Source organism: uncultured Rikenella sp. (assembly GCF_947628055.1).
Lineage (GTDB): Bacteria > Bacteroidota > Bacteroidia > Bacteroidales > Rikenellaceae > Rikenella.
Genome location: NZ_CANQYJ010000054.1, coordinates 1 through 16,315, shown reverse-complemented (window position 1 = coordinate 16,315; position 16,315 = coordinate 1). Strand labels below are relative to the sequence as shown.

Sequence of the window (16,315 nt, the reverse complement as noted above, 5' to 3'; positions counted from 1 at the left end):
GCGCGACGGCTGGAGCAGGAAATCGTTCAAAAGCAGCTTGCGCTTTTGAACAGGATTTCCGCCAGCGCGCAGACAAAGTATAGTTTCCGAGGTGCAGCCGGCGGAGAATATTTTGGGTAGTTGCAGCCCGGTTCGGGTGCCGAGCGGCACTGGTACCCGCGCGCGATGGCTGGAATAGGAAATCGTTCAAAAGCAGCTTGTGCTTTTGAACTGGATTTCCGCCAGCGCGCGGGAAGTGACTTTTTCGGTATCCGACTCGGAGAGTCGGGCGCCCCGAAGCCCCCGGCTGCGGAGGGGCGCAACGCGCACTGCTTGTTGCTCCTCCGCTGGCTTCGGGACGGGGTTGCGGCATACCCGGTTCTGCGAACTGGATTTTCGCTGATGTGAAAACACAGTTTGGTATAGGAAAAGGATGGAGCCAGCGGGGGGGTGGGGGTAGAGGCGGCCAATAAAACAGCCAACGGCTGCGGATCGCGTGCCCGGCGGCACCGGCCGCCGAAGAACGGGAATGCAAAAACAAAACTACTAAAGAAGAAAAAATGCGAGTCGCCATACAAGGATACGAAGGATGTTTCCACCACATCGCCGCCGAAGGATACTTCGGCGAAGAAATCCGGATCGTACCGTGCGCCACGTTCCGGGGCGTGGTGAAAGCATTGGAAGAGGGGAGTGCCGACAGAGCTCTGATGGCCATCGAAAACTCCATCGCCGGAAGTATATTGCCCAACTACGGACTGTTGCAGGACCGGCGGCTGCGGGTCGTGGGCGAAATCTACCTGCAAATCCGTCAGAACCTCTTGGTGCTGCCGGAGGTCGAGTTGGACGACGTGCGCGAAGTGTGGTCGCACCCGATGGCCTTGCTCCAGTGTGCGGACTATCTGGACGACAAAGGCTGGCGATTGGTGGAGACCGAAGATACCGCTTTGTCCGCCGCCCAGATTGCAAGAGACGGGGTGAAGCATGCCGCGGCCATCGCCGGCGAACTGCCGGCACGGCTGTTCGGACTGAAAATCATTGCCCCCGAAATCAATACCATTCGCAACAATCATACCCGTTTTATGGTGCTGCGGCGGAGCGAAGAGTGTCCGGAAGGCGAAAACCGGGACACGATCAACAAAGCCTCGATGTACTTTCAGGTAGGACACCGGAAAGGGACGCTGGCCAGCGTGCTGAATACGATGGAACGGTACGACATCAACATGACGAAATTGCAGTCTTATCCCATACCGAGCGACCCGTTCCATTACCTGTTCCACCTCGATATGGAGTTCCGGGACGTGTGGGAATATCGCGAGGCGGTGATGCACATGAGTGCGGTGAGCGAGGGGCTGACCGTGTACGGGGAATACGCCCGCGGACGGCATATTTGACCGCGACTTGCAGAGTCGCCGGCCTCGGAGCGCAGCGAACGCGACAGCGGGCGCCGGGGGCGCGCCCGAGGCCGGACAAAATTGAACGTATTTACAACACAAGTACAAGCCACATGACACAGATCGCAGTCGCCGACCGGCTCGGCGAAGTCAAAGAGTACTACTTTTCCAAGAAGCTGGCGCAGGTGGATGCCATGCGCAGGGCAGGACTGGATGTGATCGGCCTCGGGATCGGAAGTCCCGACCTGCCGCCCCATCCGTCGGTAGTCGAAGCGTTGTATCGCGGCGCGCAGGATGCGCATACGCACGGGTATGCGAACTACAAGGGGGAACGGGTGCTGCTCGAAGCGATTGCGGAGTGGTACGGAAAACGCTATGGGGTGGTCTTGAATCCGGAGCGGGAAATTTTGACCCTTTACGGGTCGAAGGAGGGGTTGGCTTATCTTTGCCAGACCTTTGTCAATCCGGGGGACAAGGTGCTGGTGCCGAATCCGGGCTATCCGGCTTACGCGGCGGCGGTGAGGCTGGCGGGCGGGGTGGTGGACAGCTATCTGCTGACGGAGGAGAACGGCTGGCTGCCGGACTTCGACGCGTTGGAGAAGAGCGACCTCACGGGGGTGAAGCTGATGTTCCTGAACTATCCGCACATGCCGACGGGGACGGCGCCGGTGGCGGGGCTGTTCGAGCGGTTCGTCGATTTCGCGCAGCGGCATAATATCCTCTTGGTGCACGACAATCCGTACAGCTTTATCCGCAACGACCGGCCGCAGAGCCTGCTGGCGGTGCCGGGGGCGAGGGAGGTGGCCGTGGAGCTCAATTCGCTGAGCAAGAGCCAGAATATGGCAGGCTGGCGTGTGGGGATGATGGTGGGGCGGGAGGATGTTCTCGCGGCGGTGCTGCGCTGCAAGAGCAACCTGAACAATGCGATGTTCGTCCCGATGCAGCGGGCGGCGGCGGTGGCGCTGGGGCTGGGCGACGAGTGGTACGAGGTGGTGAATCGGACTTATCGTTCGCGCGAAGCGTTGGCTGTAGAAATCTTGGAGGCGTTGGGGTGCAGCGTGCGGCCGGGGCAGATGGGGCTGTTCGAGTGGGGCAGATTACCGGAAGCGGTGCTGGCTTCGGGAATGGATTGCTATGGTTTTATCGATAAAATTCTGGACGAGAAGCTTGTTTTTATTACGCCGGGCGGCATTTTCGGCACGGGAGGGGACGGGTATGTGAGGGTGTCGCTGTGCGCGGACGAGGCGACGCTCGGGCGGGCGTTGGAACGGGTGAGGAATCGATAATCGTTTCTCTGACCGGATTGCGTGGCGATCCGGCAGACGACAAAAATAGTATCGGACATGATTGCAACTGTCATAGGCTTGGGGCTGATCGGCGGATCGTTCGCTTTGGCCTTGAAAGACAAAGGACTGGCTGAGCGTGTGATCGGGGTGGACAACAATCCGGCGAATGCGGCCAAGGCGCTGGAGCGGGGCTTGGTGGACGAGGTGCTGCCGCTCGATTCGGCGGTGGAGGGCGTCGATTTGATTGTGCTGGCGATTCCGGTGAATGCGATTCCGCTGTTGGCGGTCAAGATATTGAACCGGGTCGATCGGCAGATCGTGATGGATATGGGGTCGACGAAGGAGGAGTTGTGCGAGGTGATCGCGCAGCATAACAAACGGGGCCGGTTCGTGGCGACGCACCCGATGTGGGGAACGGAGTATTCGGGGCCGGAGGCGGCGGTGCGGGGGGCGTTCGCGGGGCGTTCGGTGGTGATCTGCCAGCGCGAACTGAGCGATCCGGATGCGGTGGCGACGGTCGAGGGGATTTATGAACGGATCGGGATGCCGATCATCGAAATGGAGCCGGAGGAGCATGACTTGCATGCGGCGTATGTGAGCCATATTTCGCAGGTTACGTCGTATGCGTTGGCCTTGACGGTGTTAGAGAAGGAACGGGAGGAGGCCAAGATTTTCGCCCTGGCGGGGGGGGGCTTCGAGAGTACGGTGCGGCTGGCGAAGAGTTCGGGGGATATGTGGATTCCGATCTTGCTGAAGAACAAGTACAATGTGTTGGATGTGCTGAGGGAGCATATCCATCAGCTGCAGATCATGCGGCGGATGATCGAACGGGACGATGTCGAGGGGCTGCGGGCGGCGATCCTCAAGGCTAATTCGATCCGGCGGATCATCCATTAGGGATTTTTTACGGAGGGCTCGCTGTCCAATAGGGGGGCGCGAGAATTATTGTAGGTTTTATTGTACGTGTCCCTGGGAGTGAACTGTTCTCTTTGTGAACAAAGAGAACCAGAAAACCGACGCAGCAGGCGAGAGCCATCGAGCTTGCTCGAATGGCCGAGGCGCCAGGAGGAAGGCGAAGCCAAACTTTTTGAGATGCTAACGCATCTCTTGAGCCTGCCGGGTACACCCGGTTCTCAAACGTTTTGTTTGTGTCGGGCTTTCTCAATGGGCGCGCTAATGATTGCATTACCTTTATGCGCGCCGCATTGGAAAGTCCCGACACAAAAACAGAGTTCAAAGAAAAAGGACTGCGGAGCCTAAGGAGTAGCGCAGCTATCTCAAAAGTTCTTTGCGTCGCTTTCTTTCAAGAAAGCGACAGTCCCCTCCAGCACAATACAAAATAAAACCTACGTTTAATAAAACGGGGGGGCGCAGCTTACGGAATAGGGGTTAGTTACAGCTTGGATCGGGTGCCGAGCGGCCCCGCGCGCGGGATAAAGACCGTTTTTGATTTGCAAAGGGTCGCAGCCTGCGGGGAGCGCAACTCTCGTGTTGCTCGAATGCACCTCCGCTGGCTCCGGGGCGTACTCGTACTTCGGAACCGTATTTGTCTCGAGCGCCGGTGAAAATCCGGTTCGCAGAACCGGGCGGGCCGCAGCCTCCCGCAGCGGAGGCCCGCAACTCTTTTATCGCTTACGCGAGAGTTGCGTTCCCCGCAGGCTGCGGCCGAAATGATGAAAAGACCCTTACCACTCGGGGCAGCGGGGCAAAGAGAAATGAGGCGCACACGAAAGCCTTTCCGGCAGCGTCGCGTATTGCTTTGAGGGGGGCCGCATAGGACGCACGTACACCCGACGAGGCTCGGCGCAGAACCGAACCTGGGAGGAAAACAAATACGAACGATAGAAATAATAAAACCGAAACGATAAATGGAAACTAAGAAATTCGACTTGAAGGGCAAACGCCCGCTGATTATCTCGGGGCCGTGCAGCGCCGAAACCGAGGAACAGACCCTCGAAACCTGCCGGCAGCTGGCAGCCACCGGTGCGGTGGACGTACTCCGCGCAGGGATATGGAAACCGCGTACCAAACCGGGCTCATTCGAGGGCGTGGGGCTGCCGGGGCTTTCGTGGATGGTCGAGGCTAAAAAGGAAACCGGGCTGCCGATCGCCACGGAAGTCGCTAACGCCAAGCATGTCGAAGGGGCGCTGGAGTTCGGGGTGGATCTGCTCTGGATCGGAGCGCGCACGACGGTCAATCCGTTCAGCGTGCAGGACGTTGCGGACGCCTTGCGCGGGGTGGATATTCCGGTGCTGGTCAAGAATCCGATGAATCCGGATCTGGACTTGTGGATGGGCGCGGTGCAGCGCCTCCAGAAGGCGGGGATCGACAAGGTGGGCTTGATTCACCGCGGCTTTTCGTCGTTCGGCCTCTCCAAATATCGGAATAACCCGATGTGGCCGCTGGCCATCGAGATGAGGATGCGGATGCCGGAGATCCCGATGATCGGCGACCCGTCGCATATCACGGGTAAACGCGAATTGCTCAAGGAAGTGGCGCAGGAGTGCGCCGACCTGAACTACGATGGCTTGATTATAGAGAGCCATGTATGTCCGGACAAAGCGTGGAGCGATGCGGCGCAGCAGGTGGTGCCGGAACAGTTGGCGGAGTTAGTGCGGAGCATCGTGTGGCGCAAACCGCAGGTGGACAAACCGGAATTCCAGCAGTCGCTGGACCGGCTGCGCAGCCAGATCGACCAGTACGATGCGGAGCTGTTCACGCTGCTGAGCAAACGGATGGATGTGGCCGAGAAGATCGGCGAAATCAAACGCGACAATGAGGTGATGATCCTTCAAAGCGCGCGGTGGGACGATATTGTCAAACGGGTGCTGGCGATGGCGGACGAGCTGAAGCTGAGCCGCGAGTTTCTGAGCATCCTGCTCAATTCGATCCATATGGAGAGCATCGGCCGGCAGAACAAGGTGATGAACGCGAAAAAGTAACGGACGGCTTTTGTTTCTGTGGGACGGGTCTGAAGGAGCGGTGTGTGCACCGCCTCCCTCTGGCCCGTTTCGTGTCCGGAAGGAGCTTGCTGCCGGCAGGCACTCGGGCCACATAGTCTCAAACGGTTGAAACGAGCCTCGGGCGGTCAATTCATTGTCCTCTGTGTGTGATCCGGAGGAGTACAACGCTTTGAAATCGCAGCAGATAGGACCGCCGGGGCTATGTTCCTCTTTTTTATGGCGACAGTAAAACGGTCGGAGCATTCGCCTTCGGTTCCGGTGTGTTCATTCAGGCAAACCTGCCGGCTTTCAAAAAAGCACCAGGAGGCTTCGGCAAACGGTCACCCGGCGAGCCCCCTCCACTTGCGTCCGTTAAATTTCAAATTCGTACAGCGCATCTAAGAACGCCGCCTGAAAACTCCCCGGCCCGCTCGATGCCGCAGCCGCTCGCTCGCCGCACACCCCCATCACCGTCATCGCATGCAGCGCCGCCGCAGCCGGATCGCCGTTCACGGCCGCAAAAGCTCCGCAGACAGCCGTCGCCGTGCAGCCCATGCCTGTCACCCGCGTCATCATCGGCGTCCCGTGGGAGTTCTCCAGCACCGTCTTGCCCGTTACGACGTAATCCGTCTGCCCGCTGACCACTACCACCGCCTGCAAGAACTCCGACAACGCGGCGGCGGCCGCCACCGCAGCTTCCGACCCTGTCGTCGAATCCACCCCTTTCGTCCGCACCGTCGTCCCTAATCCGAAATCCGCCGCCACCGCCATGATCTCCGACCCGTTGCCCCGGACGATCGTCGGTGCAGCCGCACTCAACAACCGCTTGTTCATCGCATCGCGATATGGCGTCGCCCCCGCCCCCACCGGGTCGTAAACGATCGGCACCCCTACCTCGCGCGCCGCCCGCATCGCCCGCTCCATGCCCTGCACCCACGCCGGCGACAGGGTTCCCATATTGACGACCAGCGCCCCGGCCAGCCGCACCATGTCCTCCACCTCCTCCTCGGCATGGGCCATCACCGGCGATGCACCCAGGGCCAGCAGCGCGTTGGCCGTATGGTTCATCACCACGAAGTTCGTGATATTGTGCACTAAGGGTGCCTGTTCTCGAATGGCGGCCACATCGCGCCGCAACGATTCGTACTGTTCCATATCCGCAGAAAGAAATTTTGCGCTAAAAATAGGTATCTTTGTTCGATTAACCAGCTATCATAACCCTAAACTCGATATGAAAAAACTGTTTGTCGCAGCCGCCGCACTTTGTGCCGTCGGGTATGCCCGTGCACAGAAGACGCCGGCCGAGTATGTGAATCCTTTTATCGGCACCTCGAATTACGGCACGACCCAGCCCGGGCCGGTGGTGCCGCAGGGGATGGTCAGCATGTCGCCGTTCAATACCATCCCGAGGCCGGAACACCGCGTGCATACCGACAGCTGGTGCTCGACCCCGTATGTGTGGGATAACAAGTGGACGATCGGTTTTACGAATGTCAATCTGAGCGGCGTGGGGTGCCCGGATCTGGGGTCGTTGATCCTGATGCCGACCACCGGCAAGCTGGAGGTCGATTTCCAACGGTACGCTTCGCCGCTGGCCGGGCAGACGGCTCAGGCGGGCTATTATTCGGCTCGGGTCGAGGCCTATGATGTGCTGGCCGAGATGACCACCACGCTGCGGACGTCGCGGTCGAGGTATACTTTCCCGGCCGGCGAGTCGCACATCCTGTTCAACATCGGGCAGGGGCTGACCACCGAGGCGGGGGGGTATGCCAAAATTGTCTCCGACAGCGAGATCGAGGGGTTCAAGATTATGGGGGATTTCTGTTACGGGGTGCCGCAGTCGGTGATTCCGGTCTACTTCGTGGTGCGGACGAGCCGGCCGGCCGAGAGCGTTTACTACTGGAAAAAACAGCCCGATTTCTCGCACAGCGCGATCCGGGACTGGAGCAGTACGAGCAATCAGTATAAGGTCTACACCCGCTTCAAACAGCCTATCGCGGGGGATGACATCGGGGTGGCGTTCAACTATTCCACGACCGAGGGGGAGGTGATCGAGGTTTCGGTGGGGGTGTCGTATGTCAGCATCGAGAATGCCCGCGAAAATCTCGACCGGGAGCAGCGACGCAAGACGTTCGATGCGATCCGCGCGGATGCGGTGGCGGCGTGGAACGAGGTGTTGGGCGTGGTCAGTCTCGAGGGGGGGACGGATGACCAGAAGACGCAGTTCTATACGGGGCTGTACCACAACTGGGTGCACCCGTTCGTGCTGCAGGATGCGAACGGCGACTATCCGGAGATGGAGAGCGGACGCATCCGGCGCATGCCGCAGGGGGTGGATCGGCTGACGATGTTCAGCGGCTGGGATGTCTATCGGCTGACGCCGTTCTTGGGGGCTTTCTTCTTTCCGCAGCGGCAGAACGACATGGCGCTGAGCATGATGCAGATGTACAGGGAGGCGGGCAATCTGCCGAAGTTCGAGATCGCGGGCAAGGAGTTCTTGGTGATGGAGGGGGATGCGGCGCTGCCGTATATGACGGCCTGCTGGTTCTTAGGCCTCACCAAGGGGATCGACACCGAAACGCTCTACCATGCGATGCTCAAGAATGCCACGGCGCCGGCCGGTGAGAACCGGGTGCGCGGCGACCAGTCGTTCTATGCGGAACACCATTACGTGCCGCTGCGTTCGCAGTACGATAATTCGGTGTCGCAGGCGATCGAGTTTTACGTGGCGGACTGGAGCCTGGGGCAGATGGCGCGGGCGCTGGGCAAGACGGCGGATTACAACCTGCTGAACGATCGGGCGATGGGCTACCGCAAATATTTTGACAAGAACTATGGTCTGTTGAGGCCGGTGCTGCCGGACGGGACGTTCATGCCGGGATTCGACCCGCGCGAGGGGGAGAATTTCAGACCGGTGAACGGTTTCCACGAGGGGAGCTCGTGGAACTATTCGTTCAGCATTCCGTATGACATTTCGGGGCTTATCCAACTGTACGGCTCGCCGCGGCGGTTCGTCGATTCGCTGAGCGTTTGCTTCGACCGGGGCTATTTCGATATGGGGAACGAGCCGGATATGGGCTATCCGTACTATTTCTCGTATGTCAAGGGGGCGGAATGGAAGACGCAGTATTATGTGAACCGGTGTCTGGAGCGTTACTTCGGCAATCGTCCGGGCGGGCTGCCGGGGAATGACGATGCGGGGACGATGAGCGCTTGGCAGAATCTGTCGATGATGGGACTGTATCCGGCGTGTCCGGCGCGGGCGGAGTATGTCATTACGACGCCGACGTTCGACCGGATGACGATCCGGCTCGATCCCCGCTACTATACGCAAAAGGAGCTGGTGATCGAGGCGGTGAACCGGGCGCCGGAGAATATCTACATCGAACGGATCGAGCTGGACGGCAAACCGTTCCGGGGCTATTTCATCTCGCACAAGCAACTGACGGAGGCGGGCCGGCTGACGGTTTACTGCACGGACAAGCCGAAAAAGTAGGGGAGGGCGGTGCGTGGGGCCTTGTCCGGCCTGTTCCGGCAAGTGTCCGCGCACGGTTTTTGATATACCGGTTCGGCTGGAGAGCGAACGGTGCCGGGCGGAATGCCGGATAACGATTACAATTCAAACAATCATTATACGACCATGAAAAACAAAGTACTGCTGATGATCCTCGACGGCTGGGGCAAAGGCGACCACTCGAAACGGGACGCGATCTATTCGGCCCATCCGAAGTTCATCGATTCGCTGATGGCGAAATATCCGAACGCCGAACTGCTCACCAGCGGCGAGAATGTGGGGCTGCCGGACGGCCAGATGGGAAACTCGGAAGTGGGGCACCAGAATATCGGCGCCGGGCGGATTATTTACCAGGACTTGGTGAAGATCAACCGGGCGGCGAAAGACGGGTCGATCATGAAAAATCCGGAGATCGTCGCTGCGTTCGAGTATGCCAGGAAGAACGGGAAAAACGTCCATTTCATGGGCCTCGTTTCGGCCGGCGGAGTGCACAGCTCGCTGGAACACCTCTTCACGCTGTGCGACATCGCGAAACACTACGGGATTGCGAATACGTATGTACACGCTTTCATGGACGGCCGCGACACGGATCCGAAAAGCGGGGCGGGGTATTTGCGGGAGTTGGAGGCGCACATGGCTTTGCCGAACTCGACGGGGCGGATCGCCAGTGTGATCGGGCGGTACTATGCCATGGACCGCGACAAACGGTGGGAACGGATCAAGGAGGCTTACGATCTGATCGTCAAGGGAACGGGCAAAAAGGCGACGGATGCTGTCAAAGCGGTGGAAGAGTCGTACGCGGCGGGGGTTACGGACGAGTTCATCAAACCGATCGCGCTGACCGATGCGCAGGGCGCGCCGGTGGGCTTGATTGCGGAGGGGGACATGGTGATCTTCTTCAACTACCGCAACGACCGGGCCAAGGAGTTGACGCAGGTGCTGACGCAGTGCGACATGCCGGACAAGGGGATGAATACCTTGCCGCTCTACTATTGCACGATGACGCCGTACGACTCGTCGTTCCGGGGGCTGCATGTGTTGTTCGACAAGGAAAATGTGGTCAATACGCTGGGGGAATATATCTCGAAACAGGGGCTTTCGCAGCTGCGGATTGCCGAAACCGAAAAGTTCGCGCACGTGACGTTCTTCTTCAACGGCGGTCGCGAACAGCCGTTCGAGGGCGAAAAACGGATCCTGATCAATTCGCCGAAGGTGGCGACCTATGATTTGCAGCCGGAAATGAGCGCTTACGAAGTGGCGGACGCTTTGGTGAAAGATATTAAGGCGGAGGCGCCGGACTTCATCTGCCTGAATTTCGCCAACGGCGATATGGTGGGGCATACGGGGGTCTACGAGGCGATCACGAAAGCGGTCAAGGCGGTGGACGAATGTGCCGAGAAGGTCGTGACTGCTGCGCGGAAGGCGGGGTATACCGTTCTCATCTGTGCCGACCACGGGAATGCCGACAATGCGATCAATCCGGACGGGACGCCGAATACGGCGCACTCGCTGAATCCGGTGCCGCTGATCGTGGTGTCGGACGCTATCCGGGAGGTGCATGACGGGGTGCTGGCGGATCTGGCGCCTACGGTGCTCAAGATCATGGGCCTCGACCAGCCGAAGGAGATGACGGGCACACCGCTGGTCTGATCTCCATTGTCCGGTGAAACAGTTCCGCGCAGGGAAACAGGGTTTCGGCCTGTTTCCCTGCGCGGAACTGTTTTTATTCCCGTATTCCCGACAGCATGTCCCCGGATCGGCAGTCGCGCGAAGCCTCACACCACCCGCTCCACCTCGCCCAGCTCCACGAACCAGAGATACCCCTCCACCTTCGCGTACCCCATCTCCCGCAGCAGCTCCATATACTCGCTTACCTGAGCGTGGTAATCCGCCCGGTGCAAAGCTCCGAACTTGTAGTCCACCACCACCGCCCGCTCCCGGCCCGAGGTCATCACCCGGTCGGGCCGCCGCACGCCTCCGGCCGCGATAATATCCCGCTCGCTGTGCACGATCTCCCACTCCGGCGAGAACCACCGGGCCACCGTCGGGTCGCTCAACGCCGACAAAGCCCGCTCCCGCAGCAAGGTCTCCTCCGCCTCCGATGTCAGATCGCCCGCCACCCGCATCTTTACCAATGCCTCCTCAAGCCTTTCCGGCGTATCGAGCAGCTCGAACAGCCGGTGCATCAGCACGCCGTACCGCCTGGGCGATACCGCTTCGCTGTCCTGTCCGAAATACCGGTCGGACGACCACCGCGCCCGGATCCGCTGTCCGGCATCGTGCGACGGAAAGTTTTCCAATACGATCCGTTTCGTCTCTGTCTCTTCCGCAGCGGCATGTGCCGGCCGCTGCGGTGCTTCACCCTTGATTCCGAAAGCGTAAAGCACTTCCTCGCTGCCGTCCGGCAGGGCATACGTCTGCTGCCGCAAATCTCCGAACTCGGGCAGCACGGCGTCGATCAGTTTCGATACCCGCGCTGTCCCGCGCGCCGTCCTGTCGTACATCACGTAAAGCTCCCGCTCGGCCCGTGTCAGCGCCACATACAGCAGATTCAGGTTGTCCACATGCGCATACACGCTCTCCCGGTAGTAGTCCGCCGCAAAATAGGAGTCTGCCATCGATTTCTTATACCCCACCGGCACCGGTCCTAATTCGGAAAACAGGCTGGCTTCCGGCATCTGCTCCGCCGTCGCCCAGAGCGTTGTCCCGCCGCCGGTCGATTTGGGCAGCAGCTCCCAGTCGCAGAACGGGATCAATACGCACGGAAACTCCAGCCCTTTCGCCTTGTGCACTGTCATGATCGTGATGGCGTCCTGCTCCGAAGGCAGGTAGATTGTCTTCTTGCCGCCGTTTTCGCGCCACCATTCCAGCAGCAGCGGCACGTCCGAAATCGTCTGCTTGCTGTACGACACGATGACCTGGTACAGCGCCTGGAGATACGACACTGCGTCCCGGCTCCGGTTCAGTTCGTAGCGCACTAAGATCCGCTCGAAACTCTCGACCAGCGCACAGCACAGCAACCCTGCGATAAATTCCGACTCTTCCGCCGGCAGCCCGGCTCCATAAGGCCGGCCCAAAAAAGCATTGTATTGTGCCTGCGCCACTGTGTCTTCCGGATGGTCGGCCAGCTCAAAAACAGCCATCACGAAACCGACCACCGGCGAGCCGCTGAGCAGCAGCGCCTCCTGGCTCACGATCGCATAGCCTGCCTCCAGCAGAACATTTGCCACGACCGGCGCTTCGCGATTGTTCCGCACCAAGACGGCTATATCCCGAAGTGCATAGCCCCGCTCCAACAAGTCCGCGATCCGTTCCGTCATCAGTTGCCCGATCTGCTCCCGGAATGCCGGAACGATCTCGGCGTAGCCTTCCGCGGGCCGCAGCAGTTTGTCGGGCGAACACCGCTGCTCGAATCCTTCGTAGGAATGTCTCAGAATCTCGGCCAATGGTTTCAGCTCGGCCGGGGCCGGCTCCAGAAATTCCGCCAGAAGGGCGGAGTCGCATTCCACCACCCGCCGGATCAGACCGTTGTTGAAGTCGACGATATTCCGTTCGCTGCGCCAATTCGTGTCCATCGGCACCGGTTCGGCCAGCGCTCCGGCGAAATGCTCGCCTGCCTCGTATCCCAGTATCCGCCAATCTCCTCCCCGCCAGCGGTAGATCGACTGTTTCACGTCCCCGATCAGCATCACCGGCTCCCCGTCGTTCTCGGCCAGCGCATTGTCCAGCAGCGGCACGAAATTGTGCCACTGGTTCTCCGATGTGTCCTGAAATTCGTCGATCATGTAACGCGAATAGGCGTTCCCCACTTTTTCATAGATAAACGGCGCGTCGTTGCCTGTCACTATCCGGTGGATCAGCGCTGCGGTCTCGTGGATCATCACCCGGTTCTGTTCGGCCGATACGTTTTTCACTTCCTGGCCTAACTGTGCCAGCAGCAGGCTCCGTCCGAGGTTTTCTCCGGCCAACTCCTGTGTATTGCAGTCTTTCCGCAGGGCGTCCACGCCTCGGCGCACTTCGCACAGCAAGGGCATCAACTCTTTTTCCAAGGCCGAAATGCGGTCTCGCGCGGGCGATTTTTTCCCGCACCACGTTTCGGCGCTTTCGGTCGCCTGCAAAAAATAGGAGTTATAAGTGACTGGCCTCTCGCTCGCTGCCAATCGAACCAGATAACCGGCAAATCCGCGGTTCCCCTGATAAAAGTCGGTCGGTTCCAGTCCCGCCGCCGCGATCGTTTCGACGGCTTGTGCCGCCGTCCGTTTCACTGCTGCGAACCGTTCCGAAATGTCTTGCACGATTTTGTTATAAATCTCTGTGATGCGCTCGGCTTTGTTCGGGTCCGGCTCGTAGTTTTCCCGGAACAACTCGGCTCCGATCCGCAGGATATCGGGCCGGACATCCCAGCCTTTGCCTTGTTCCGCCCGCTCTTCGACGAGTCTGTCCACTGCTTTGCGCAACGAATGGTCGGCTGCTGTGCGCTCCAGCAGTCTGTCCACGGCTGCCGAGAGTATCCAATCCCGGTCGATCTCCACGGTGTAGTCGAAATCTAAGTTCAGTTCGCGGAAAAATGCCCGTACCACTCGTTGAAAAAATTTGTCGATTGTCGATACGGCGAATCGTGAGTAGTCGTGCAGGATCATCGTGCGGGCCTGCGCTGCGTTCCGCACGATCAGGCTCCGCGGAAAGCCGGTCTCGCGGATCAGGTCATCGAGGTAGGGCACTTTGTCTCCGCCGGCGGGTGCTGTCTCCGGTGCCGAGGCCAGGGCATGAAGGCTGTCGATGATCCGCCGCTTCATCTGTTCGGTCGCTTTGTTGGTGAAGGTCACTGCCAGTGTCCCCCGGTACAGGAGCGGGTCGCGCACTATGCCTTTTATATATTCGTAGGCTAACCGGTAGGTCTTTCCTGATCCTGCCGATGCTTTCAGTATCTTGACTTTGCCCATGCTTTTTTGCCTGTCGTTGTCAAAGATAGCAAAAAAGAGCTGCCGGGGTTCCGCCGTCCCGGAAAAGTAATCTGCAGACCGGGCTGTAACTACCCTAAACATTCCCCGCTGGCTCCGACCTGAATCCGAAAATTCCGACAACATATATATGCCTCAAAGTTGCTCTTCGTTCACAAAAAGAGAACGATTTCTATACCATAGTCAAATAATGAGTATCGAAATTTTAGCTACCTTTACCCCGTCTTATTCCGAACAGTAAACAACTAAAACATAAAGTACTGGAAATGAACCGCGACACAGCCATTTTCGATCTTATCGGGCAGGAACGCGCCCGCCAAATGCACGGCATCGAACTGATCGCTTCCGAGAACTTCGTCAGCGACGAAGTGATGGAAGCCATGGGTTCCGTGCTGACGAACAAATATGCCGAGGGGTATCCGAATGCCCGTTATTACGGGGGGTGCCAGGTGATCGACCAGGTGGAACAACTGGCTATCGACCGGGTGTGCAAGCTCTATGGAGCGGAGTATGCCAACGTGCAGCCGCACTCGGGGGCGCAGGCCAATATGGCCGTGTTCCTGGCGGTGATGAATCCGGGGGATACCTTTATGGGGCTGGACTTGGCGCATGGGGGGCACTTGACGCACGGGTCGCCGGTCAATTTCTCGGGGATACTCTACAATCCGGTGGGCTATCAGGTGGATGAACGGACGGGGCGCATTGATTACGACCGGATGGAGGCACTGGCTTTGGAACACAAACCGCGGCTGATTATCGGCGGGGCATCGGCTTATTCGCGCGAATGGGATTACCGACGGATGCGCGAGATCGCGGACAAGGTGGGGGCGGTGCTGTGGATCGATATGGCGCACACGGCGGGATTGATTGCGGCGGGGCTGCTGGAAAATCCGGTCAAGTATGCGCATATCGTGACTTCCACCACGCATAAGACACTCCGCGGGCCGCGGGGGGGGATTATCCTCGTCGGGAAGGATTTTGAAAACTGGTGGGGGGTCAAGACGCCGAAGGGCGAGACGAAGAAGATGTCGGCGATGCTCAACAGCGCAGTTTTTCCGGGGGCGCAGGGAGGGCCGCTGGAACATGTCATTGCGGCTAAGGCGGTGGCGTTCGGCGAGGCGCTGCGGCCGGAATACAAGACGTACCAGACGCAGGTGATCCGGAATGCGCAGGCGATGGCGGCGGCGTTTGTCTCAAAAGGGTACAAGATTATTTCGGGCGGTACGGACAATCACCTGATGCTGATCGACTTGCGGTCGAAATTTCCGGAACTGACGGGAAAATTGGCGGAACGTTCGTTAGTGGCGGCGGACATTACGACGAATAAAAATATGGTGCCGTTCGACAGCCGTTCGCCGTTCCAGACGTCGGGAATTCGGGTCGGGACGCCAGCTGTTACTACGCGGGGGCTCAAGGAGGAGCATATGCCGGTGATTGTGGATTTGATCGACCGGGTGCTGAATGCACCGGAGGATCAGGCTGTGATTGTGGCTGTGCGGAGTGAGGTCAATGCGATGATGGCGGATTTCCCGCTGTTCGCGTGGTAGGTTTTTGCGGGGGCTCATCTGTACGGTCGGATTTTCGCGCTCTATCGTTGCCCAACGGGATGTGGGGGCGTTGGGGATGTACGGCTTGTTTAAGGTGGTTTAGGTCCTTGCCCGGTGCGGGTCCACGCACGAACCGAAAGAGGAAAATCGACGGTTTCAACGTGAGCTGAAAGCGATTGATTTTCCCGGCGCGCGGTTTTTTTTGGGGGTAGTTCCGGTTTCAGCGATACGCAGTATCGCCCGTCCCGCGGGGGTCACCCGGACGCCGCCCGCGCAGGGCAGTACCCTCTTTGGGTAGGTTATCTTACTGCCGGCAGGCCAATAGGACACCCGAAGGGTGCGGTTGGAGTGTCCAGCGGTACCGCGCGCGGCTGCTGGAGTAGGAAATCGTTCAAAAGCAAGAATTGCTTTTGAACAGATTTCCGCCCACGCGCGGGGAAGTACAGTTCTGGGACGCAGCCTGCGGGGAACGCAACTCTCGCGTAAGCGATAAAAGAGTTGCGGGCCTCCGCTGCGGGAGGCTGCGGCCCGCACGACCTTACGGTCGCATATATACTCAGTCCGTTAACCGTAGGTTTAATTGTGCACCTGGTTTGAGGGTACTGTTCTCTTTAACTGCGCTTCGCTTGTTTTCCTCGCGCTACCTCGGCATAGCCCGCAAGCGGTCTCTGCCCTCGGAACGCTGCTCGGTTGTG

The 16,315-nt window shown here is 59.2% G+C and carries 9 protein-coding genes; 7 read left to right on the top strand and 2 right to left on the bottom strand.

Features of this window, described 5'->3' with window-relative positions:
* Positions 1 to 539: 539 nt before the first annotated feature.
* The 4 genes from Q0Z93_RS06325 to Q0Z93_RS06310 all read left to right on the top strand — a co-directional run bounded on the left by Q0Z93_RS06325 (position 540) and on the right by Q0Z93_RS06310 (position 5,598).
* Complete coding sequence (locus Q0Z93_RS06325; RefSeq protein ID WP_298063880.1) at positions 540 to 1,370, top strand: prephenate dehydratase; 831 nt, start codon at positions 540 to 542, stop codon at positions 1,368 to 1,370.
* 113 nt (positions 1,371 to 1,483) lie between these two features.
* Positions 1,484 to 2,656, top strand: coding sequence for an aminotransferase class I/II-fold pyridoxal phosphate-dependent enzyme (locus Q0Z93_RS06320; protein ID WP_298063878.1), 1,173 nt, complete (start codon positions 1,484 to 1,486; stop codon positions 2,654 to 2,656).
* A 57-nt stretch (positions 2,657 to 2,713) separates the two neighbouring features.
* A complete protein-coding gene (locus Q0Z93_RS06315) occupies positions 2,714 to 3,553 on the top strand; it encodes a prephenate dehydrogenase (RefSeq protein ID WP_298063875.1) in 840 nt (279 codons plus the stop codon).
* A gap of 971 nt (positions 3,554 to 4,524) precedes the next feature.
* Positions 4,525 to 5,598, top strand: a complete 1,074-nt coding sequence (locus Q0Z93_RS06310; RefSeq protein ID WP_298063873.1) for a chorismate mutase — start codon at positions 4,525 to 4,527, stop codon at positions 5,596 to 5,598.
* Positions 5,599 to 5,970: 372 nt separating this feature from the next.
* Here Q0Z93_RS06310 and thiM read toward each other — a convergent pair whose 3' ends face one another.
* On the bottom strand, positions 5,971 to 6,753 hold the full coding sequence (gene thiM / locus Q0Z93_RS06305) for a hydroxyethylthiazole kinase (RefSeq protein ID WP_298063871.1): 783 nt from the start codon (positions 6,751 to 6,753) through the stop codon (positions 5,971 to 5,973).
* A gap of 76 nt (positions 6,754 to 6,829) precedes the next feature.
* On the opposite strand from thiM, the gene Q0Z93_RS06300 reads away from it, so the two are divergent.
* The gene (locus Q0Z93_RS06300) at positions 6,830 to 9,094 is read left to right on the top strand and encodes a GH92 family glycosyl hydrolase (RefSeq protein ID WP_298063869.1); all 2,265 of its coding nucleotides are present in this window, start codon (positions 6,830 to 6,832) and stop codon (positions 9,092 to 9,094) included.
* A gap of 144 nt (positions 9,095 to 9,238) precedes the next feature.
* On the top strand, positions 9,239 to 10,762 hold the full coding sequence (gpmI, locus tag Q0Z93_RS06295) for a 2,3-bisphosphoglycerate-independent phosphoglycerate mutase (RefSeq protein WP_298063867.1): 1,524 nt from the start codon (positions 9,239 to 9,241) through the stop codon (positions 10,760 to 10,762).
* Positions 10,763 to 10,887: 125 nt separating this feature from the next.
* Here the strand turns inward: gpmI and Q0Z93_RS06290 are convergent, their stop codons facing one another.
* A complete protein-coding gene (locus Q0Z93_RS06290) occupies positions 10,888 to 14,055 on the bottom strand; it encodes a UvrD-helicase domain-containing protein (protein ID WP_298063865.1) in 3,168 nt (1,055 codons plus the stop codon).
* Between the two features lie 284 nt (positions 14,056 to 14,339).
* On the opposite strand from Q0Z93_RS06290, the gene glyA reads away from it, so the two are divergent.
* Positions 14,340 to 15,620, top strand: coding sequence for a serine hydroxymethyltransferase (gene glyA, locus Q0Z93_RS06285; protein ID WP_298063863.1), 1,281 nt, complete (start codon positions 14,340 to 14,342; stop codon positions 15,618 to 15,620).
* Positions 15,621 to 16,315: the final 695 nt, after the last annotated feature.